Annotated in this window: 19 protein-coding genes; 11 read left to right on the forward strand and 8 right to left on the reverse strand. The window is 54.8% G+C overall.

Going from position 1 to position 21,090, the window contains the following annotated elements:
• Positions 1-33: 33 nt before the first annotated feature.
• Positions 34-987: a S1/P1 nuclease gene (locus tag LAO76_25890; protein MBZ5494372.1), complete on the forward strand. Its 954-nt coding sequence runs from the start codon at positions 34-36 to the stop codon at positions 985-987.
• A 12-nt stretch (positions 988-999) separates the two neighbouring features.
• Here the strand turns inward: LAO76_25890 and LAO76_25895 are convergent, their stop codons facing one another.
• Complete coding sequence (locus LAO76_25895) at positions 1,000-2,064, reverse strand: D-alanine--D-alanine ligase (GenBank protein MBZ5494373.1); 1,065 nt, start codon at positions 2,062-2,064, stop codon at positions 1,000-1,002.
• Between the two features lie 57 nt (positions 2,065-2,121).
• A complete protein-coding gene (locus LAO76_25900; GenBank protein MBZ5494374.1) occupies positions 2,122-3,138 on the reverse strand; it encodes a putative zinc-binding metallopeptidase in 1,017 nt (338 codons plus the stop codon).
• 138 nt (positions 3,139-3,276) lie between these two features.
• On the opposite strand from LAO76_25900, the gene LAO76_25905 reads away from it, so the two are divergent.
• The gene (locus LAO76_25905; protein ID MBZ5494375.1) at positions 3,277-4,269 is read left to right on the forward strand and encodes a hypothetical protein; all 993 of its coding nucleotides are present in this window, start codon (positions 3,277-3,279) and stop codon (positions 4,267-4,269) included.
• Between the two features lie 4 nt (positions 4,270-4,273).
• Here LAO76_25905 and LAO76_25910 read toward each other — a convergent pair whose 3' ends face one another.
• Positions 4,274-4,531 carry a hypothetical protein gene (locus LAO76_25910; GenBank protein ID MBZ5494376.1) on the reverse strand — a complete coding sequence of 86 codons (258 nt, stop codon included), beginning with the start codon at positions 4,529-4,531 and terminating at the stop codon, positions 4,274-4,276.
• A 250-nt stretch (positions 4,532-4,781) separates the two neighbouring features.
• Between LAO76_25910 and LAO76_25915 the strand changes: the two genes are divergently transcribed.
• Together LAO76_25915 and LAO76_25920 are read left to right on the forward strand one after the other, a co-directional pair.
• Positions 4,782-5,042 (forward strand): hypothetical protein, encoded by a 261-nt coding sequence (locus LAO76_25915; protein MBZ5494377.1) that lies wholly within the window; start codon positions 4,782-4,784, stop codon positions 5,040-5,042.
• Between the two features lie 106 nt (positions 5,043-5,148).
• Positions 5,149-5,646: a hypothetical protein gene (locus LAO76_25920; protein ID MBZ5494378.1), complete on the forward strand. Its 498-nt coding sequence runs from the start codon at positions 5,149-5,151 to the stop codon at positions 5,644-5,646.
• 103 nt (positions 5,647-5,749) lie between these two features.
• Here the strand turns inward: LAO76_25920 and LAO76_25925 are convergent, their stop codons facing one another.
• Positions 5,750-8,134 carry a hypothetical protein gene (locus LAO76_25925; protein ID MBZ5494379.1) on the reverse strand — a complete coding sequence of 795 codons (2,385 nt, stop codon included), beginning with the start codon at positions 8,132-8,134 and terminating at the stop codon, positions 5,750-5,752.
• Positions 8,135-8,564: 430 nt separating this feature from the next.
• On the opposite strand from LAO76_25925, the gene LAO76_25930 reads away from it, so the two are divergent.
• From LAO76_25930 to LAO76_25945, 4 genes are all read left to right on the forward strand, one after another.
• Positions 8,565-10,496 carry a DUF2207 domain-containing protein gene (locus LAO76_25930; protein ID MBZ5494380.1) on the forward strand — a complete coding sequence of 644 codons (1,932 nt, stop codon included), beginning with the start codon at positions 8,565-8,567 and terminating at the stop codon, positions 10,494-10,496.
• 105 nt (positions 10,497-10,601) lie between these two features.
• Positions 10,602-11,015, forward strand: a complete 414-nt coding sequence (locus LAO76_25935) for a hypothetical protein (protein ID MBZ5494381.1) — start codon at positions 10,602-10,604, stop codon at positions 11,013-11,015.
• Between the two features lie 220 nt (positions 11,016-11,235).
• A complete protein-coding gene (locus LAO76_25940; protein MBZ5494382.1) occupies positions 11,236-11,727 on the forward strand; it encodes an RNA polymerase sigma factor in 492 nt (163 codons plus the stop codon).
• Positions 11,724-12,359 carry a hypothetical protein gene (locus tag LAO76_25945; protein ID MBZ5494383.1) on the forward strand — a complete coding sequence of 212 codons (636 nt, stop codon included), beginning with the start codon at positions 11,724-11,726 and terminating at the stop codon, positions 12,357-12,359. Before LAO76_25940 ends, LAO76_25945 begins: the two co-directional genes overlap by 4 nt.
• 114 nt (positions 12,360-12,473) lie before the next feature.
• Here the strand turns inward: LAO76_25945 and LAO76_25950 are convergent, their stop codons facing one another.
• Positions 12,474-13,613 (reverse strand): succinylglutamate desuccinylase/aspartoacylase family protein, encoded by a 1,140-nt coding sequence (locus LAO76_25950; GenBank protein ID MBZ5494384.1) that lies wholly within the window; start codon positions 13,611-13,613, stop codon positions 12,474-12,476.
• A 28-nt stretch (positions 13,614-13,641) separates the two neighbouring features.
• On the opposite strand from LAO76_25950, the gene LAO76_25955 reads away from it, so the two are divergent.
• Entirely contained in the window at positions 13,642-15,273 is a 1,632-nt protein-coding gene (locus LAO76_25955) for a long-chain fatty acid--CoA ligase (GenBank protein ID MBZ5494385.1), read from the forward strand.
• A 5-nt stretch (positions 15,274-15,278) separates the two neighbouring features.
• Here LAO76_25955 and LAO76_25960 read toward each other — a convergent pair whose 3' ends face one another.
• The 3 genes from LAO76_25960 to LAO76_25970 form a co-directional block, all read right to left on the reverse strand.
• Entirely contained in the window at positions 15,279-15,494 is a 216-nt protein-coding gene (locus tag LAO76_25960) for a YcxB family protein (protein MBZ5494386.1), read from the reverse strand.
• A gap of 339 nt (positions 15,495-15,833) precedes the next feature.
• Positions 15,834-17,189 carry a cytochrome P450 gene (locus tag LAO76_25965; protein ID MBZ5494387.1) on the reverse strand — a complete coding sequence of 452 codons (1,356 nt, stop codon included), beginning with the start codon at positions 17,187-17,189 and terminating at the stop codon, positions 15,834-15,836.
• Positions 17,190-18,020: 831 nt separating this feature from the next.
• A complete protein-coding gene (locus LAO76_25970) occupies positions 18,021-18,596 on the reverse strand; it encodes a hypothetical protein (protein MBZ5494388.1) in 576 nt (191 codons plus the stop codon).
• Positions 18,597-19,005: 409 nt separating this feature from the next.
• On the opposite strand from LAO76_25970, the gene LAO76_25975 reads away from it, so the two are divergent.
• A complete protein-coding gene (locus tag LAO76_25975; protein MBZ5494389.1) occupies positions 19,006-19,737 on the forward strand; it encodes a DUF4440 domain-containing protein in 732 nt (243 codons plus the stop codon).
• 195 nt (positions 19,738-19,932) lie between these two features.
• Positions 19,933-20,853, forward strand: coding sequence for a hypothetical protein (locus LAO76_25980; GenBank protein ID MBZ5494390.1), 921 nt, complete (start codon positions 19,933-19,935; stop codon positions 20,851-20,853).
• The last annotated feature ends 237 nt before the right edge of the window (positions 20,854-21,090 follow it).

Genomic DNA, 21,090 nt, shown 5'->3' on the forward strand with positions numbered 1-21,090 from the left:
CGTCCAACCGGCGCACCCTCTAAGGAGTTGTTTATGTCAAAGTTGCGTCCACTCGTCGCCGTTACGCTGTGCCTTGTTCTTTTCAGCTCAACTTCACAGGCATGGTTTGGATTTGGCCACATGGCCGTGGCCTATGTGGCGTACCAGAAGCTTACGCCGGAAAAAAGGACACGTGTCGCGCAGCTTCTCAAGAAGAACCCTTATTACAAGACGAAGTGGAAGGCGATGATTCCCGCAGGCACACCGGCAGACCAGCAGGACCTGATGTATTTCATGATCGCGGCCACATGGCCTGACCAGATAAAGGACAAGAACTCAGGCTACAACGACGATGGTCCAGGCGGCGGCAACATCCCTCCTGCAGGACCTACAGCGTGGCAAAACACAGGATACGGAGATCTGGCCCGGCACAAGTATTGGCACTTTATTGATACGCCTTTTAGTCAGGACGGAACTACACGGCTCCCAGCCATTCCTTCACCGAACGCGGAAACCGAAATTGCCATCTTCCGCCAAGCTCTGACATCCAGCGCTTCTGACAAAATCAAGTCTTACGATCTGGTGTGGTTGCTGCATTTGGTGGGCGACGTTCACCAGCCGTTGCATTCATCTACGCGAGTTGGCGCGACTGATCTCCATGGCGATAACGGCGGCAACAACGTTAAACTTTCTGACCCCAGCAAAGAACTGCATGCCTTGTGGGACGGATTGCCGGGCGATAGCTCGAATGTGGCCGATGTAATTACTTATGGCAAGACGCTGACGGCCGCCGATTCGCTGCTGGCGCAGAAAGTCGATGCTTCTGACTGGATCAAGGAAAGCTTTGATATTGCAGAGACCACCGCTTATTCGGGCCCCATCGGCACGGGTGATGGACCTTTTACTCTCACGCAGGAATACAAGGAGAAGGCGAAGAAGATCGCGGATGAAAGAATAGAGCTTGCAGGTGAGCGCCTGGCCAACCTGATCAATAACGAACTGAAATAACGGCGACGCTCTCTAGCCGTTCATGTGCAGCTTGTCGCGCTTGCGCCGGTCTGTGCGCGCAAACTCGATGATTTCTGCGATCATGTCCGCATAGGAGCGTCCGGATTTTTTTGCCGCCATAAAAAACTCTGAGTTGCTGGAAAGCCACGGATTGGGATTGGCCTCAATCACATAGACTTTTCCTTTGTCCGTGAGCCGCATGTCAATGCGGCCATAATCGCGCAGCTTGAGAATGCGATACGCGGTGAGAGCTGTGGATGAAAGTAGCTCCTGGGTATCTTCGTCCAGGTCTTCTACCGGCGCGGACTTGGTGAGCTTGTAGGCTTCGCTGTCTTTCTCCCACTTTACTTCCATGCCGGCGACCTTGGGCATGCCCTCCGGGAGTTTTGAGAGGTCAAGCTCCACGAGCGGCAGCACTTCAGGATTCTGGTTGCCCAGTATGCCAGCGTAAATCTCACGGCCTTCAATATATTCTTCAATCAGCGCGGGCGACTTGAATTCTTCCTGGACATAATGAATGCGCTCCATCAATTCCTTCACGCTTCCCACGACTGAGCCCTGGTCGATGCCAAGCGATCCGTCTTCGGACTCTGGTTTCACAATCAAGGGGAAAGAAATTTCCTGTGAGTGGTCCAGTTTGCCCTGATAGCAGGTGGCAAAGTACGGCGTGCGGATGTTGTAAAACTGAAATAGTTTTTTGGCCAGGCTCTTGTCCTGCGCCAGATAAAGCCCCTGCGGGCCCGCGCCCGTGTAAGGACGGCCCAGCAAATCCAGAAACGCCGCCACGTGCATTTCCATGGTGTCATCCCCGGCGTAGGATTCCACCAGATTGAAGAAGAGGTCGGTTTCCTGGCGGGCCAGCGCCAGTAGGGATTTATCTTCTCCATCCAGCATCATGTAGCTGGGTTCGTGGCCCAGCTTTTCCAGAGCTTCAAAAATCTCTTCGCGGTCGTGCTTCTCTCTCTTCTTGCGCCGCTTCTTGGCGCCGCGCTTCTTTTTTTCCGGCTCTGGAGTTATTTCTTCTTCTTCGTCTCCCCAGCTTTCGTAAAGCACCGTGATTTTCAATTTACTGTCCATATTGCTTCCCATACAGATTGTTTGCCTTGCATATCAATCTTGCAATCCTTGCCGGTATTATGTCTGAACAAATTTTCCTCGCGTCACGTAATTCATGGCCAATGCCGTTGCGTAAACCGTCAGCTCCGTGAGGCACTCTCTTTCCTGCTTTATATTGACACGCAGGTCCATTTCAGCCACGCGCGTTTCAATGGACTCCACCAGCTTCTTAATCAGCGATCGCGGCACGCCGCTCCAGTACGTAAGCTTATCCACCAGAGATTTATGGTTCTCTCGCAGCAGGTCTGCTGCGGGACGCACACCCTTCTTCCGCCTGCGACCGGCGTTGAAAATGTCTTGAAGATCGGTATCCAGCGGCAGATCGCCCGGCGATGGCTGCTCGCTCAACACTGCTTCATAGAAATCTCCGACCGTGGTATCCATTTCTTCTACAGTGATATCGGTTCGTCCGCGGGGACGCACGGGATCAAGGCTGCCAAGCTTTCTGAAAGTGCGGTCCACATAGCGCAGCTTTTCCAGCGCAGGCCAGCCTTTATATTTTTGCCGCCAGCGTGAGCCGGGCGTGAGCCACACGGCAAAGGTTTCGGCAAAATCTTCATCGGGATGTTTCTGCGCGTACCAGCCTTCCATGTGGCGGACAAAGCTGCGGGAAAATGGAATCGGCCGGTAGGCGTCTCGATAGGGCTTGCGATATGGGCCAAACAAATGTTTCCACTCGGGAGTCTTGTGCAGCGCGTAAGCGTAGTTGATGGCGTGCCCGGCCTCATGGCGCAGGTACATCATGATCTGGCGGGAATCTTCCAGGTCATTCATTTCTTTTTCCAGGCGCGCCAGCTTGGGATCGGCCAGGTAGAAAGGAATCCCAATGATGGGTTCGCCCGAGGGGCAGCCCCACTCATCGGTGAGATAGCATGCCGGGCGGAATTTTTTCAGCCCCTTGCGCTCGAGTTCGAGATAGAGCTGCTGCACAAAGCGCTCCAGCGGCGATCCTTCCAGCTTCAGCCCCAGATCGCGTATGGGCTTGCCCAGAATTTCCTGGACTTCCGGCGGTGCTTTTTCAAAGGCGGCGCGCAAGCAGACTCCGCGAGAAGATTAGCACATGCCCAATTTCTGGAGCAGTGCCTCCCGGCATACTCCAAGGGTAATCTGCGCAACCGGATAGCGACAGCAAATCATTTGCGCTGTCGCGGCCGATCAAGCAAAATGTGAACAATGCGTCCTTCCATATCTCTTCTTTCAATTTTCCTGCTGGCCGGTTTTTGTCCAGCTTTTTCCCAAAGCACCATCAGCGATCCTGGCGCCTTAAAGATGTGCGCTTCTGTTAAGGACGTTGAGCTTCCCTCGGCTGACCGTCCGACACCAGCCGAGGAAAAGGCCCTGGCAACGTGTGTCTCTGCCGACCTTTATTTTGGTTTTGGACAGCCCGCCGATCCGGTGAAAGCGCGGAAGTGCGCGTATGCAGAGATGGATCGCAACGCCAAAACGCCGATTGGGGGAAAAGCCATCCTGATGATGATCTATGCCAACGGCAATGGCGCGACGCGTAATTTTGACGCCGCCATCAAGCTGGCGTGCTCGATCGGCGGAGCGCCGGGAGATGATGCCGGCCGCGTATACCAGCTGGACCGCCTGAAGAAGCAAAACTGGACCGGCAAGAACTTCAGCGTGTGCGACCACAGCAGCGGCCGCGAAATGTACGAACAATGCGCGATCCTGAGTGAGCGTTTTGACAAGATCGAACGCGACCAGAAATTCAACGATCTCATTGCCGGATGGAAACCGGCGGAGAAAAAGGCCTTCCACACTTTCATGGAGGAAGCCAACAGGTTCTATGAGGTCCAGGCGAAGAACGGCGTGAATCTGGAAGGAACCTTTGAAATCCAGGAAGAAATATTCTTCAAAAATAATCTGCTCTCTTCCCTGCAAGCGCTTGAAGGCGGCGAGCTACCCAAATATACAACCGAAGAATTTCAACGCGCTGAAGCCGACGAAAACGCTACCTACCAGCGCACGCAAACGGGCGACGTTACGCAATGGGGAACGGTGACGCGGCAAAGCGTCCAAAAAAGCGAAGACGAGTGGCGCCGCTACCGAAATGCGTGGATCGCTTTCGGCCGGCAAAAATATCCAGGCGTTTCCGAGCAAAGCTGGAAAGCCTGGCTTGATATTGATCGGACGGTAATGCTGAAGAGGTTTCTACACTAGGTGATTAAGCCGCGCTGGGGCTGGCGTCATCGTCATTATCGAAAAATCCGCGGTTTCCTGAAAAGAACTTCCTCAATATAGCTTTGGCAGAGTCAAGGAGCGATCTGCGCGACGCGCCGGATACCCCGGCGGCCTTCTCATTTTCATTGTTGCTCTTGCTTTCCCATTCATAACGCGAACTGCGCACCTTTTGGGCTTTCGCCGCGGGGCCCTGGGCGGCCTGAACGGGGACGTTCGGTGTTTCACGTTTTGGTTCGTTCATCAACTAATTTCCTGGCTCCTTCACAATCATTTTCGGAAATTTTGATGATGCATCAGAGCTGCTGAGTTGTATTGAGAGTAACTGGTTGAAAACAGGCAATTTGGCTGCGTTCCATTTTGCACCTGCAATAGCTGCAAGAATTTACACAACTTAACTGCCCACCAGCAGCATCCAATTTGCGGTTGGTTCGGGTCCCACAATGAGGAACGGTAAGCGGAAATTGCGTCTGCTCAAATCGCAGGAAAATTTATTGAAAAGCGCAAAGCAATTCCGCTGCGGTGACAAAATACTGGAAAGCGGCATTTACCGCGTCTATCACCGGAACCATCGGCTGGCGCATGAAGTTACACTCCTGCGCGACCAGTTATTTCCCAAGTGCATCAAGTGTGAAGACTCAGTCTACTTTGAACTGGTACGCAGCGCGCCAGATATCACACTTGCGCCATTCAAGGTTGCGCTCTACGCCCTGCCAGAGAACGACGAAGAAGAAGATTTCACCATCGCTTTGTAATCGTCAGCATGACGCCCGCAGAAATATTGTGCCCGCCGCTTGACCTACGCCATCTATTTCAGAAAAGATCACTTGCTGATCCAAGTATTCCACATGAGGAGCGACCATGGCGGCGACATCTCAAGCAGCAAATGAGTCCGGGCGGCAACTTCTGCGGCACACCCTGGCAACGCTGGCCTACCGCGCGGGAAAGACGCTGCGCGATGCGCCGGAAAGCTTTGCCACGTTCAATACGGGAGAAAAGGGCCGTACTCCCGTCCATATACTGGCCCACATGGGCGATCTTTTTGACTGGGCGCTCTCCATTGCGCAAGGCAAGCAGGCATGGCATGATTCCGATCCGCTACCGTGGCCGCAGGAAATAAAGAGATTTTTCAAAGCTCTGGAGGCCTTCGACCGCTACCTGGCGTCAGACGCTCCGCTTGCTGCATCGCCGGAGAAACTCTTTCAAGGTCCCGTTGCGGACGCGCTTACGCACACCGGACAGATGGCAATGCTGCGACGAATGGCCGGCTGTCCCATGCGCGGAGAAAACTATTATCGCGCAGAGATAGTTGCCGGGCGGGTAGGCCATGATCAGGCTGCGCCGGTACGGGAGTTCTGAGCCGCAAGCGCACTGCGGATCTTTGGCAATGCCTGTTAGCGGTTGCAGGAAACGGCCAGCCCCGGAGAGGCTGGCCTCTTATACCTTATCTCTATGGAAGAGATTACTTCGAGCGATCGTTCGGCGATTTCTCCAAAACAAAATTTCTTGGATGTTTCGCTTTCAGCAGAGCACGCGAATGTGGTGTTGAAGGATCGGCCGGTCCGGACACAATCTCCACATCCTCCGGGTCGTCCGTTTTTGGTCTGGCGATAAAAACGGCAACCTCTCCGGTAGCCATGCCCGCTCCAAATGCGACCTCTCCACCATCATTGACCTGAGGCAGGTCGGCGAAAGTTAAAGAATTGCGAGGCGGGATGCGGTCCCCCGGTTTCGCCACTGTGACGACCTTGCCGTTCGAATAAAGAAACACGCCGAACCCATTTAGGGTTTCGCCCGAAAAGGCAACTTGCCCTGAGGCGTTGATAGTGGGAGCATCAACAAAGAAAAAGGTTGAGCCGTCCGGCGAAGGATCGCCGGGCCCGGCAATCCTGGTGAGAGTTCCGTTAGAGAACAAGAACACACCACGACCTCCAGTGGAAAGGTCGGCGGCGAAAGCCACGTCGCCATTATTACTGATGGCCGGTCCGAAGCGCGGATCAGGAAACCCCAGGCTGAAGGCTCCTCCGCCTGGGGCCGCATCGCCATCGCGAGCGATCGTAGTGAATTGTCCGTTCGTCAGCACATACATTCCGTTGGGATTGGGAAATGACTGGGCCAGAAACGCAATTTGGTCCAGGTCATTGATTGCGTTCAGAGAGATGGTCCCAAACGGCCCTCCACCTCCTGGAAGGGGTGTATTCCCGTCAATGGCCAGGCTCAACTGTCCGTTGGCGGAGAGGTAAATGCCGCTGTTGAAGCTGGCAAATCCGGAGAAAGCCACATGCCCCAGGTTGCTGATCGAAGACTCACGCACACCGAAAAAGGTTCCACCTCCGGGAGCGGGCGACCCATTTCCGTTAAATGACGCCCGCACTAACTGGGTCAGCGCACCGGATGAACTGACAATGATGCTGGATACGCCGCCTGAAAGATCCGAGTTGAATACCACCTGGCCCTGACCATTCATGGCAAAGTTTTCAAAGAAGCCCTGGATCACGCCGTCACTGCCTACGGACTGGCCCACATGCGCGTTCAAAGTCACCGAACCTGGGGAGGCAGAAAACAAGCCCGTGCCCCCGGGGAACGTTGAATCAAAAACAAGCGCTTGTTCCTGATTGCTTAAACCGAAAGCGAACGGGAACTCAAATTTCGGCTGGCGCGCAACCGTGTCACCCTGCCCGGCAATCCGGATCGTCGTGCCGCCGGAGGAGAGGAAAAAAGCATCATTGTGCTCGATCAGACGCGAAATAAATCCTACTTGGCCCACATTGTTGACTTGTGCGCTGAAGGCACCGCTAAAGGTGTCGCCATCGGGCGAGCTTTGACCCGGCGTCATGGTTTGAGTGACATCTCCGGCGGAGAAGACAAAAACAGAAAGTCCAAAACCCGGCGAACCTATTTTCTGGCTGATGAAAGCGATCTGGCCTGTGTTGTTTAGGGATGCAGACTGTGGCAACAACAAGTCACCGCCCAGAGATGCGATCGAAGTAAATGCCGGGACAACTACGCTCAGATGGCCACCGCTATACAAATAAAGCCCAGAGTCAGCACTGGGCCCGTTGGCCAGACCGGAAAAAGCAACGTCCCCGGCATCATTAATGGAAGGATCGCCCAAAGCAAAGAAGAACACACCGCCATCCGGGAAGACATCGCCCTCGGTAATAATTTTGGTGATTGTTCCCGCTGAAGCTAAAAAAATCCCCTGACTGCCCGTCGATAGAGAGGCAGTGAAAACTACCTGGCCGGCATGGTTGATAGATGGTGAAGAGAAACTAGAGAATGTGCCGCCGCCAGGAGCAGGATCTCCAGGCCCAGCCAGCTTGCTGATGGAAGCGTTGGACGAGAGAAACAACCCGTTGCCGATGAAGCTTACGAACGCTACCGCGCCCCCGTCATTGATTGACGGAGTGTCCGGAAAAACAACATCGCCGCTGGCCGCCAAAGCGCCGTCGGCAATGAGCTGGGTGACTTTCCCGCCGGAGAACAGGAACAAGCCTGATGAACTTGGTGAACTGACTTCTCCACGGAACACAATCTGTCCCGCGAGGTTGATCGAGGGCGCGCTGACGGAGATGAAGCTACCGCCTCCGGGAGCAATGTCGCCAAAAGCCGCCACGATGGTGTTGTTGCCACCCGAACTCAAAAAGAGACCGCCATCGCCGATGAAAGCACTTTGTCCCTGGGAATTGAATGAAAAACTGGAAACAAAACTTAGCTGCTGCGGGACCGGCGCATTGGTTCCTGTTTGCACTACTTCCCGAAGCTTGAATTGTGACTGGGCAAATACTGTTTGAGCAGCAAATAATGCCGCCAGGAAGACTAAAACAGCAATTCTTCTTGATCTCATAACTATCCCTCAACTAAAGCCGGTTGGCTAGTTTTTCAAGGAGGTGTGAAGTTTAATAGCTGTGGAAAAAGCGATTTCATTCTATATCAATCCGGATAGTTTAAATAAAAAAATCTAGCCAAACTACAACTCAACCTATATTGCAAATGGCTTATATTTTCTTGAATGGCTTATGCAACCATGAACATTCAACAATAAACAGCTAACGGTTATTCACTAGCCATGTAAGCAGATGGTTTTATCCACACCAGACAGATCGCCGCTATGCCCCTCATGGCGGACTGTCACATCCCTTGGGAATTGCTATCGCGCGGAAATCTTGCCAGACGGGCGGACAGGGAGCAGGCTTCGCCGTTACGGGAGTTCTGAGCCAGACAAATTTGTTCTTCCCGCCGATTAGAAGCAGCGATATAGTCAATCACTGAATTCCATGAAGAACACCCTTAAACTCTGTCTGCTGGTCTTGCTGGCGGCCGTTCCGGCTGCCGCCCAGACCGAGGGAATCCGCTCGTTTGACTCCCGCATTACCGTGAATCCCGATGGCAGCATGCAGGTGGTTGAAACCATTGCGGTTGAGTCTGCCGGCGTCGATATCGTTCACGGTATCTATCGCGATTTTCCAACGCGCTACAAGGACCGCGCCGGCAACGGCTATTCCGTCCTTTTTTATGTGGTCAGCGTGCGCCGTGACGGCAATTCAGAGCCCTACCACACTGAGAATTTGAGCAACGGCATTCGAGTTTACTTTGGCAGTTCCAGCTATGACCTGCCGGCCGGCGACCACACGTACCAGTTTTCTTACCGCACCAATCGCCAGCTTGGTTTCTTCCGCGACCATGATGAACTTTATTGGAACGTAACCGGCAACGCGTGGAAGTTTCCCATTGACGTGGCCACAGCCACGGTATTGCTGCCGCCAAATGTACGGAGCCAGGTAACAGACCTGAGCGGTTATTCGGGGTATCAAGGCGATAAGGGCCATGCCACGGCGCAGAAGGATGAGGACGGCAATCCCACCTTTCGCGCAGAAAATCTTGCACCCCAGCAAGGGCTTACGATTGCGGTGAGCTGGCCCAAAGGCCTGATCGCCGAGCCCACGGCGGAACAGAAGCGCGCATGGTTCATCTCTGACAACAAATCAACCTTCGTCGGACTCGCTGGCTTGATCGTTGTCCTTCTGTATTACGTGATGATCTGGAGCATGGTGGGCAGGGACCCTGCGAGTGGGACGATTGTTCCGCTTTACGAGCCGCCGGACAACATGTCCCCCGCCGCCATACGTTTTCTGGAGCGCATGGGCGGTGACGAAAAAGGGTTTACGTCCGCAATCATGGGCCTGGCTGCCAAGGGCTGTCTGACGATTGAGCAAGATGAATCCAAGACCTACAAGCTGGTACGCCGAAAGAACGCCACAGCCAAAGACAGCAGGCTTTCTGGGGACGAAAAGAATCTGGCATGGACTTTGTTTGAAAATGGTAGTCCTTTGGTGCTGGAGAACAAGAACCATGAAGTGCTGTTGCGTGCGCGGAAAGGACTGGAAACAAATCTCCACGCCAACATAGAGACGACCAGTTTTCGCACCAACGCGCGCTATCTCTGGCCCGGGATTATCCTGTCACTGCTTACGATTGTGACCATGATTTTGCTGGGCGGTGATTCGCGCCTACCCGTAGCGCTCTTCATGTCAGTCTGGCTTACGGGATGGAGCTTTGGCGTTTATGCGCTCGTCAGCAGCGTGATTCGCGCGTGGAAGAGTGCAAGGGCTGAAGGCGTGCTGGGATTTGGACAGGCCGGGTTTATTACTCTTTTTAGTATCCCCTTTGTCATTGGGGAATGCCTTGGGCTGGGTATGCTGATATGGTCCTGCGGTGTGGCTGCCTCTGGTTTGATTGCCGCCGCCATCGGGATCAACGTGCTTTTTCACCATCTATTGAAAGCGCCCACACTCGCCGGACGCGCCCTCATGGACCGCGTGGAAGGCTTCAAAATGTTCCTGACGGCTGTGGATAGCGATCGCCTGCAAACCATCGCGCGACCCGATAAGACGCCTCAGCTCTTTGAACGCTTCCTTCCCTACGCTTTTGCCATGGGAGTGGAGCACGCATGGGCCCAGCAATTCTCCCAGGCGCTGGCGCAGGCCGCTACTGCCGGCGGCACGGGAGGAGGTACGGCTTATTCGCCTTCGTGGTATTCCGGCGCGTCCTTTGGATCATTTTCCGCGACGGCTTTTACCTCGAGCTTTAGCAGTTCATTTTCCAGCGCGATCTCTTCGTCTTCCACTGCTCCAGGATCATCTTCGGGTTCGGGAGGGGGCGGTTCGTCCGGCGGAGGTGGTGGCGGCGGTGGCGGCGGGGGCTGGTAAAGCGAAAGCCGCTGGCAATAAAACACAAAGAATTTCAGGTCGTGTGACAGCGGTCACAGCTGAAAAACCCACCTTCACGGATACTTATGCTTCGTGGAGGTTGCGATGAAATTCACCAGAGTCGTCTTAGGGATATTCGCGCTGCTTCTGTCAGGGGCGGTAATTACTCTTGTTTCCCAGGAAAAAAACTCGCCGACGCATGTGAGTTATACCTACGCGCCAACCAGCGAGCAGACTATGCGTGGCTGGGTGGTTGAGACAAAAGATTTTGAGTGTCCCGTGACCGGCACCGTGGGTTCGCACATCACGGTAAAGAATGAGACCTCAAGCATTGAGGTCCATCTGGCTCCTGCCTCATTCATGAAGCAATATGAAATCAAGTTCCGCAAGGGCGACAACGTAACGGTGATTGGCTCCAAAATTACGTTTGAGGGCAAGAGCGCGCTGATAGCGAAGTCCGTAGCAATTGGGAACGATACATACAACTTCCGCGACCAGTCAGGGAAACCTCTCTGGTAGTGGATTGCTGCTGCTGTTTCCTGGGGGAGGAAATAGCATAGACAAAGGCCGGGCTCTCCGTGAGTCCGGCTTTTGGTTTTGGAGCCGTTTAAAAGACGGCCTTCTCCGGGCGGTGACCCGCCAGAATTTTGCCCACTGCCTGCCTGATTGCCACCGTTGATTCAGTCCGCTGCGTAACTTCTGCGGCATTTCTGCGTATCATTACCGTCCAAGGCCGCCGATGATGGATTTCCATAGCCTCTACCAAAGCTATGCGCCGCAGGTGCATCGCTTTGTGCTGTTCCTTTGCGGCGACGCGGCCCTGGCGGACGACATTACTTCAGAGACATTCGTGCGCGCGTGGACCTCGCGCGGCAAGATCAGGGAGGCGACGGTCAAAGCCTACCTGTTTACGATTGCCCGCAACCTGTACCGCGACCATCTGCGCCGCAACAACCGGCTCACGGAGCTGGAAGATTCCATTCCCGATCCGGCAGTGGGCCTGGCCACACGCACGGAGCACAAGGCTGAATTGAGCGCCGTGATAGATGCCCTGCGCCAGCTCTCTGAAGTTGACCGCGCCGCTCTGCTGATGCGCGTGCAGGAAGAAATGCCGTATGAAGAAATTGCCCAGACCCTGAATCTCCCCGTAACCACAGTAAAGGTCAAAGTTCATCGCGCGCGATTGAAGCTGATGCGCGCCAGAGAAAATTTCCAGGAGGTGCGCCCATGAAAATAGAGCGCGAAATCATTGTCGATCTGTTGCCAGCCTATTTTTCCGGCGAGGCCAGCGCGGCTACACGCGCGCTGGTGGAAGATTTTTTTCGCGAGAACCCGGATTTTGAAAAGTCAGCCCGCTCCGCTGCCGGGCCGCTGGAGAGCCTGAAGGCTGCTCCGTCCAGACTGGGTGCTGCACTTGATCCGGAAAAAGAAAAGCTGGCCCTGGAGCGCGCCCGGCTGGTGACGGAAACGCGAACCTCATTCTTCTGGCTGGCCGTCATCAGCACGCTGATGCTGTTTCTCTTCCGCATTCAAAATGGCAAGCTCATCTGGATCGTCTGGGGTGGTTCGGGTTCCGGTTTCGGGGGCCGCGGGGCATTATTCATCGCAATGGCGGTATTTTTCTGGCTCTTCTATTTTTATGCCCGCAGCCGTACTACCCCACTGCCTGCTCATACAAAGTTTTTGTGGATGGCAACTTTTTATAGCCTTCTGGCCGGCCTATTCAAAATCGAAAACCATAAGATCGTCTGGGTTTTGTTTCAAGGTGACCCGAGCGCGGGGATTTTTATCGCGGCGTTTGCTGCCGCCCTTTGGGGTATCTATTTTATCCAGCGGTGGCAATTCAAGCGCACAGAGAAATAGGTATGTCTCAATCTTCAATAGCCGGGAGGCCCGTGGCCGCCGAGCGGCAAATAACAAGGCAACAGACCGAAGGCAAACAAAAATGATGCCTAAGCGGTTTGGAGCGAAGCGACATTATGGATTAGCTGTGATCTCGCCGATATTGGCCACGGTGTCGCCTTTCTTCATCGACGGCACGCCGCAGATGTAAAGCACCACTCCAGACGCGGGCGCGTGGGCTTCATAAATCGTCTTGCCAAAATAATCGGTGACGTAGCCAATCTTCATTCCCGCCTCAGCGTAAGTTCCGCGCTGCACGAGAGGATAAAAAATTCCTGGCTGATCGCTGGCAACAGTATCAACTTTGCCAAGCCACACGGGATGTTCCACCATTGCGGGCGTTCCTGACAGCATTTTTAGATAGCGCATGAGGCTGAGAGTGCCGTTGGCCAGCAGCGCGACATCATCGGTCTCGACAGTCCCAGAATATCCAGCTTCCACGGCAATGGCGGGCTTGCCGCGCGTGTTGGCGGTGTTATCCAGGTAGCGAGAGGCTGCTGGATCTTTAGGGCGATCACTCCAGACGATAACGTGGTCCAGGCCAAAGGCGAGCACCATGTCATGCGTGGCGGCGTCCATTTTGGCATTGCCGGATTTCGGCCAGTAAGCGTAGGGTCGAAGATTTTCATCGATATCGCCGCCGTGGTAATCGACAAGATAATCGCAGCGTTCGACGACCTGTTTGGTAATCGCATAAGAAACGCGCTCTGTCTGCGTGCCGTCCGGCTTGCCAGGATAGAAACGGTTCATGCTCTTGCCGTCCACGGGATTCACGTGCGGGACTTTTTGCTCAAAGGATGCGATGTTGACCAGGGGCAGAATGATAACAGTACCGGAAACCTGCGCGGGATCGAGCAACTGAATCACTTTTTCCAGCGCGATGATGGACGCATATTCCGTGCCGTGCGCGCCGGAAACCAAAGCCAGCACCGGCCCGGGCTTGCTCCCGCGAACAACCACAACGGGAATCGACGCTGCTGCGTCAACACCGGCAGGGATTTCCAGCGTGCCGGTGGCTTTTTGTCCGGGTCCGGCTGTGGCGGTGCCGACAGTAAAGCTGTTTTGCGCCAGCATGGCAGTTGAGCAGAAGGCGACGAGAGATAACAAGCAGACAGCGCGAGTGAGTTTCATGCCGGGAGAAGTATAAGCCAGCCGTGACAGAGTGCGTGCAGGAATCGTGCTAGTATAGGCGCGTTTCGCTGGTATCAGAATCAATCGTCAGCGTTCCGGAGGGCTTTTCGCAATGAAGGGATCCATGATGGATTACCCGCTCACCCTGCAAGCTATCCTGGAGCGAATCCCAAAGACTTATCCTAATGTTGAAATAGTTTCGCGCCTGCCGGATGGCGGAGTGCAGCGTTACACGTATCTGGATTTTTATCGCCGGACCAAGGCGCTGGCGGAGGCATTGCACGGCGCGGGACTGCGGCCGGGCGATCGCGTGGCTACCCTCTGCTGGAACCACTCTGCGCATCTTGAAGCTTACTTCGGGGTGCCAAGCGCCGGCGGCGTGGTGCACACGCTCAATTTGCGGCTGCATCCGCAGGAGCTGGCCTTCATTGTGAATCATGCGCAGGACCGTTTTCTGATTGTGGATGACGTACTCCTGCCGCTGTTTGAGCAGTTCAAGGACAAGGTTAAGCCGGAACACGTGTTTGTTGTTGGTCAACAGAAACAGGCTTTGCCGCCCGGTACGAAAAGTTATGAAGAGCTGTTGGCGTCAGCAAGCGGTGACTATGAATTTCCACGCGCTGACGAAGACGATGCAGCCGCGATGTGCTTTACTTCCGGCACAACCGGCAATTCCAAGGGAGTGCTCTACTCACACCGCGCATTAATCCTGCATGCGCTGGCTTTTTCCCTGCCGGACGCTTTCTGCGTTTCACTGCATGACGTTTGTATGGCGCTGGCACCGATGTTCCACGCTAATGCCCACGGACTGCCGCACGTGGCCATCATGCTGGGTTGCAAGCTGGTGATGCCCGGACGGCAGCTTGATGCACCGTCCATCCTTGATCTGTTCAGCTCAGAGCAGGTCACGCTGGCCACGGCCGTCCCTACGGTCTGGGCGGGAATTCTGGAGGCGCTGGAAAGAGAGCCCTCACGCTGGAAGATAGCGCCGAAATTTCGCGGCTTTGTGGGCGGGACAGCGGTGCCGGAAGCGTTGGTGCGTAAGCTGGACGCACGCGGCCTGCCGCTGATCCAGGTCTGGGGCATGACAGAGACGACGCCTGTGGCGGTCTGCTCCACGCTGAAATCGCACATGCTGGAATGGACCGAAGATGAGCGTTACCGCGTGCGTGTCCGGCAGGGACGGGCGCTGCCATTTATGGAGGTACGCGTAGTAAATGATAATGGCGAAGCTCCGTGGGACGGCACAACGCTGGGTGAGTTGCACGTGAAGGGAGCATGGACTGCGGCCAGCTACTTCAACGCCCCAGGCACGGAAGATCGCTGGACGGCCGACGGCTGGCTGCGTACCGGTGACATCGCCACGATCGATGCAGAGGGATACGTGCAGATTGCTGACCGAGCCAAGGACCTGATCAAGTCCGGAGGCGAATGGATCAGTTCAGTCGATCTGGAAAATGCTTTGGTAGCACATCCTGCAGTGCGCGAAGCGGGCGTGATTGCTGTGCCGCATCCAAAGTGGGACGAGCGCCCGGTGGCCGCAATAGTGCTGCGCTCCGGGGCGACGGCAAGTCCCGATGAGTTGCGCGAGTTTTTAGCGTTGCGCTTTGCTAAATGGCAACTGCCGGATGCTTTCGTATTTCTTGATGAACTGCCGCATACATCGACGGGAAAGTTATCCAAGCTGGAATTGCGCAAACGGTTTGCGAAATGGCAGTGGGAGAAAACCGGAGCGACGTCATAGTGGCATCATGCTGGGCGGATCTTAGAGGCAATTAAGTCTCTGAATTGCCGAAGATCTGCCGGATCGATAAACACGCGTTTGGGCACTATACCAACAACGTCCGTGCTCTGATAAAGCAAAAAGAGGTTCTGCGTTTCGCGAAATTTCTCGTACATGTTCCATGTCGCTTCCACGTGACCAAGCTGATGGTCGGCGACAATGCCCCGGTCGCTGATATTCACGGTTCACATACCAAACATGCGAATATTGCGCCGGTAAAACCGGCGGAATACCAAGGATGGAATCACCAATTGCAGAAGGAGCAGGAAAATGGAGAAACCAATCAGTATCAGCCCTAAACCATGATCTGAGTATATATAGATGACAGATCCCAATAGGAGCCCTGCTATGCCGACGCAGATACCTATGATCCAGCGAATGGACGAACGATGGCGAAGCCAGGCCATTTCGCTGAATTCGTGAGGGGTAATTTCATATTTCAGCTGCACGGCTAAATAATAGATGATTCGTTGAGAATTTCCCTGGGATCCTTGGGATTCGTCTTCATCTGTGGTGAGGTTTTACACTTTTTCCAGGCGCACCGGAATCCCCGGCTTCGGCTGCAGAGTGACCGACGGCTCGGGATGCACTTTCGCAGGATCAATCGCCAGCGTGATGCGGAAGCGCTGCAGGATCAACGTAAGCGCGACCAGAAGTTCCGTCATGGCAAAATTCAAGCCGATGCACGTGCGTGGGCCGGCGCCGAATGGGAGATAGGCGTAGCGCGGGCGGGCCGCGGAATTTTCCGGCGCGAACCGTTCCGGTCGAAAGACATCCGGGTCCTGCCACCATTTGGGATGGCGCTGCGTGATGTAGGGAAAGATCAGGATTTCCGATCCGGCGCTGATGCGATAGCCGCCAATTTCATCCTCATTCACGGCAGTGCGCGCCAGAGTCCACACCGGCGGATAGAGACGCATGCTTTCTTCCAGCACCATGCGTGAATATCGGAGCTTCATCAGGTCTTCATAAGTTGGAATGCGTCCGTTGAGAAAGGCCGCTTCGGCCTGCATGCGCTCCACAACGTCCGGTCGCGTGCCGATCAGATAACAGGTCCAAGCCAGAGCCAACGTAGTTGTTTCGTGTCCAGCGGTGAGCAGGGTGATGACTTCATCGCGCAGCTGCTTGTCAGACATGGCTGCGCCGTTCTCGTCGCGGGCTTCCATCAGCATGGTAAGCAGGTCAGAGATGCGCTGGGATTGGCTCCGGCGACCGGCGATGATGCGGTCAATGATGCCGTGAATGTTGGCCAGCGCAGCGCGATATTCACGGTTGCGCCGCGTGGGAATGCTGAGCGGCGGAGGGAAGATCGACCATGCTCGGTCGACGGAATAGTCGCGGCCAATATCAAGCGTGCGGCGAATCGATTCGGCATCGGCCTCAAGGTTAGTGGTAAAAAGCACCTGTGAGGCGATGTTCAGCGTGAGCCGCATAAAGTCCGGCACCACGTCAAAGACCTGATTGTCTTTGGCAGCGGGTTCCCATCGGCGCAACATGGCCAAAGTATTTTCCGCCATGGTGCTGACGAACGATGCCACCTGCTGGCCTTGAAATGACGGCTGCGTCATTTTGCGCTGCCGCTGCCAGAGCGCGCCTTCACTGGTAAGCAGGCCTTCACCCAGCGAGAGTTTGAGAATCCTGTAACCGCGGCCTTTGCGGTAATTGGCAAAATTGCTTTGCAGGACTTGCTGAATGTGGTCCGGATGACTGAGCTGGTGCGTCACCCATACGCCGCGATAGCGAACTACATCGCCATACGTGAGGGCCGCACGAAAGAAGCCCCCGAGCGGGTCTTTGCGAAATTGCGGCAAGTCCAGAAAAAACTGAAAAGTATGAGGACCGGGCGCGTAACTGGACTGGCGGGAGCGATTCAACACTCTTGATTCTACCCGAGTGCGAGGCAGGCAGAAATGAAGGCGCAATTCTGCGCGCTGTCATGGTTAGACGGTGAAGGCGGCAAAAGGTCAGCACAGAAATCGCCAGTAAATATGCGGCTTGGAGCTGGTGTTCATTCGCGAACAGTACGATGCCGAAAGCGAACACCCGCTGCATCCGGCGTCAGCAGGCAATGGCCCCGCGGCTGAGTAGATTCAGTGGTTTACGCGCTTCGGCGCGTTTGGCATGGCAGGTGCGATTACTTTTGGCAGGAAGGAACAGCACAAGAGCTGGCAATTCCCAAATTGAAACTCGAAAGATCAGGAGCTTATATGTTTGACGGCAAAAATAATCGTCTGCTTGATAGTTTTTCATTCCGGCTGGCGCTGACGGCAGCAGTTTTCGCGGTGTGGTCCGGCGCGGGATACGTATTGCTTTATCTGGCATAAACAGAGGTGATTTTCGTCACCAATCACATTAAGAAGAAAGCTTACATTGATATTTGTTGCGGCCGGGATTTCACATTCATAAAAAAACGTTCCGGCACGATTGCTGGACGGCTCGGCACAGAGGCATTGAACAAAGTGGAAATGCAAGCCAACGGCAAGCCCCGAGTGAATTCATAAGGCGGAAAATCGGCCGCGTAAGTTTTTCGAAGTTGAGGGCGTCGGTGCAACGTTAGAGTTAAGGCAGGATGTCGCGCAGTGTCCGGTTCATTAACTTTCACGCGACGGTGCACGGGCGCCCACAACACAAACAGTCTTCCACAATCCTGGGCCTAACCTGACCTTAGTTATTCCAAGATCTTCATCGAAGCTTAAAAAGAATTGCCTTTAGGCCACCTGGGCGCGGGCAAAGCCCTGGCTTGGGCGAACATACTCGCGGTCTGGAGATAGAACTTCCGCGGCCGATTGGCCCGCCAGGCACTGCAGCGCCCAAGATTTTGCCGTTATAACATCCTGCACAGGGCAAGCCAGAAGGGCAGCACACTCGCGGAGCCCATAGCCTTCCAGCACCGCCATAACAAATACAAACCGCTCAAATGGCTCCCATGAGGCAACGACAGCGGCAATGCTCTCAACATCATTCCCATTCTGCCACTGCGCTTCTGCCGCTTGCGGGAGCGCGCCGCGGCGTATTGGCGTGGGTGCAATGGCTTTGATAGCACTCTGAATAATGGCGCGTTTGCTCCACGCGCGCGCCCATTGCCGGAAAACAGGGTTGCCGTGGATGCTATCTTCCAGGCCGGCCACAAAGCATTGCTCGGCTTTGGCGTGGTCGGCAGTCAGCAAAAAGGCGAGACGGTGCAGCCCGACCATATCTTCAGTGAAAATTTGCCTGAAATCTTTGCAGCTGGCGTATTCGGTGGCCCGTTCAATAGTTTTCTGTTTGTTTCTACTGCGGAACATCTAAAACTCCCTCATTCTGGTGAACGTACGTAAAAGAGGCGCAAAACGGTTTTAATCCGGGCCAGCTACTTATCTGAGGTGTTAGACACAACAGAAGTTACGCAGGGTGCAATAAATTTTTTGCAGAGCAGCACAAAAGAGCGGGGCTTCTCACCGGAAGATTCACTGTAGGAATAGTGGCAGTAGCAGCCCGGGCGTTTCATTGAATCGGTTAGAAGCGATGATAAAAACGTAAGCTGCTCTGGACGGAGCAGCCGAAAAACCATCAGCGCCTATCGAGTGCGTTCCGTCCCTTTGTTGCAGGAGGTGGCTTGGTTGACGTTACCCAACTGGAGCACGTCCAATTTGTGATGAAGGGCGGCGAAGTGGTGAAGAACAGTTCGCCCAAGAAGTAATCAGGAGATTGCGGATGAAGCGCAAATATTCTGCATTGATGGCAGTGTTGCTTGGGACTGCTTTGGTCCTCGGCGGATGGACTAAACAAGCCACGATCACCCAGGGCGAGCTGGTGCGGAACACGCAGGAGCTTTTTGATGCTGTGGCCGTCGGCGACCAGTCGCCATTCAAGAAATACTACGCCGATGACGTCTTGTTCTCCGATGAAAAAGGCAGAAATATGGACAAAGCAGCACTCGTGAAAGATGTGACGCCGCTGCCGCCAGGGTACTCAGGAACCATTAAGATTGTTCGGCCGCAAAGCCGTATTGTGGGCGATACTGCGATCCTCAGCTACGACCTTGATGAAACTGAGACTATTTTCGGCCAGAAATTGTCTGCCCGCTATCATGAGATTGACACGTGGATGTATCGGAGCGGCAAATGGCATATCATTGCCACACAGGTGCATCGATACTATGAAGACCCGGCACCGGGCAAGGCGGATACAAGCAAGTTCGAAGATTACGTCGGAACGTATCGGCTGGGACCGGAACGAACGATAACCATCGCCACGGAAGACGGCCATCTATACGAACAGCGCAAAGGCCGAGAGCGGGAAGAACTGATTCCGGAAGCCAGCGATATTTTCTTTCGCAAAGGCGTGGAAGGCCGGACGCTTTTTGGTCATGGCGATGACGGCAAGGTGAACTCGCTCATTGATCGCAGAAACAATGAAGACGTGGTGTGGACGAAAGCGAAGTAAGGCCGGAGCGCGAGCTGCTTTTGCATTTCACAATTCAGCCTGAACTGTGTCACGCGGCACACACTGTGTTTTCGGCATCACGCGCCGCGCTATCTGCGAGTACCGCTAACCCGCATGGAATCAAGCGATTCACGAATGGCGGCCTCCGTGCCATAGAGAAGAGTGCTGCCTGAGGGCGGCGGAGGTGAAACAACCATGGCAGACCTGAAATCTTTCAACGCAATTCCAGTCAATAGCAGTTCAACCAGGCGGGCACGGATGATTGGCGGCGCAGCAACCGCAGCGGCAACGGCGGTGCTGGCGCTGATGGTAGTGCTCGACTTCAACGGCTGTTCCAAAGCCAGCAACAAGAGCGAAGCGAGTCCTGCAAGCCAGAACGTGTCCGGCCCGAACACGGCAAGCCCAGTGGCGGCGACAAGCCAGCCGGTGGACCAACTGGAGAAGAAAGTGGAAGCGGTGATCGCGAAGAAAAAGACGATCAAGCGCGCCTCAACCGCAACCTACAAGAACAGCATGTACGGGATTTCATTCCGCTATCCCAAGACCTACACCATGCTGACGCCGGACGCGGACAACAAGGACTCAGCGTGGCCTGATCCGGTGGCAATGAACTTTGCCGAGCCGGGCGGCGAGACACTGACCACGCTGGTGCTGCCGGGAACGCGCGCTTCATCCTACTTTAAGACGAGCGTGAACAAGGGCCTGACGGCGGAGCAGTGCAGCAAGTTTGCCACTGTGCCGGAGCCGGCGGAAGCCTCAGTCAATCCTTCGACGGACACCACGGACGCTTCCATCAATCCACCGGTTAACGCGGACGATGACTCGATTGTGCCGGTGAAGACCAACGTTCTGGGCGTGGAGTTTGCCAAGACGGAAAGCTTTACCGACCAGACCGAGGCGCGCTACTACCATCACTTTGAAAACGGCGCGTGCTATGAGTTCGCGCTGGGTGTGGAAGACGCTCCGGGAACCACGAAGCCGGTGGACCACCTGCAGGTCTTTGACAAACTGGAACGGATCATGACGACTGTGAAAATCAAGTCTGAGCCAGTTCCAGTGGTAGCGACCAGCGAGCCGGCGACGCCGACAGCGCCAGCCAGCAATCCTGAGCAGTAAGAGGGAGTGAAATGGTAAAAAATAGCGGTGACACGCAGGCCAGGTTCTTGGCAAAGAGCCTGGCCATTTTTACTGGCCGCGAATTGCGCGAATGGACACGAATCAAAAAATCTTTTCGCCGCAGAGTTGCGCTGATGCACGCGGATGGTTTGGGTGCGCCTATTTTTGGAGAAGAGAATTTACCGCAAAGGAGGCGAAGAGGCGCAAAGGGAAGCGCCTTAGAACCTCTCAACAATA

The sequence above is a fragment of the Terriglobia bacterium genome, from assembly GCA_020072645.1.
Lineage (GTDB): Bacteria > Acidobacteriota > Terriglobia > Terriglobales > Acidobacteriaceae > Angelobacter.

Excerpts from the sequence above, each read along its gene's own strand:
- LAO76_25970 (MBZ5494388.1), bottom strand. The coding sequence starts at position 18,596 with ATGTTCCGCAGTAGAAACAAACAGAAAACTATTGAACGGGCCACCGAA.
- LAO76_25920 (MBZ5494378.1), top strand. The coding sequence starts at position 5,149 with ATGGCGGCGACATCTCAAGCAGCAAATGAGTCCGGGCGGCAACTTCTG.
- LAO76_25935 (MBZ5494381.1), top strand. The coding sequence starts at position 10,602 with ATGAAATTCACCAGAGTCGTCTTAGGGATATTCGCGCTGCTTCTGTCA.
- LAO76_25940 (MBZ5494382.1), top strand. The coding sequence starts at position 11,236 with ATGATGGATTTCCATAGCCTCTACCAAAGCTATGCGCCGCAGGTGCAT.
- LAO76_25980 (MBZ5494390.1), top strand. The coding sequence starts at position 19,933 with ATGGCAGACCTGAAATCTTTCAACGCAATTCCAGTCAATAGCAGTTCA.
- LAO76_25975 (MBZ5494389.1), top strand. The coding sequence starts at position 19,006 with ATGAAGCGCAAATATTCTGCATTGATGGCAGTGTTGCTTGGGACTGCT.
- LAO76_25890 (MBZ5494372.1), top strand. The coding sequence starts at position 34 with ATGTCAAAGTTGCGTCCACTCGTCGCCGTTACGCTGTGCCTTGTTCTT.
- LAO76_25945 (MBZ5494383.1), top strand. The coding sequence starts at position 11,724 with ATGAAAATAGAGCGCGAAATCATTGTCGATCTGTTGCCAGCCTATTTT.
- LAO76_25905 (MBZ5494375.1), top strand. The coding sequence starts at position 3,277 with ATGCGTCCTTCCATATCTCTTCTTTCAATTTTCCTGCTGGCCGGTTTT.
- LAO76_25925 (MBZ5494379.1), bottom strand. The coding sequence starts at position 8,134 with ATGAGATCAAGAAGAATTGCTGTTTTAGTCTTCCTGGCGGCATTATTT.
- LAO76_25930 (MBZ5494380.1), top strand. The coding sequence starts at position 8,565 with ATGAAGAACACCCTTAAACTCTGTCTGCTGGTCTTGCTGGCGGCCGTT.
- LAO76_25910 (MBZ5494376.1), bottom strand. The coding sequence starts at position 4,531 with ATGAACGAACCAAAACGTGAAACACCGAACGTCCCCGTTCAGGCCGCC.
- LAO76_25895 (MBZ5494373.1), bottom strand. The coding sequence starts at position 2,064 with ATGGACAGTAAATTGAAAATCACGGTGCTTTACGAAAGCTGGGGAGAC.
- LAO76_25955 (MBZ5494385.1), top strand. The coding sequence starts at position 13,642 with ATGAAGGGATCCATGATGGATTACCCGCTCACCCTGCAAGCTATCCTG.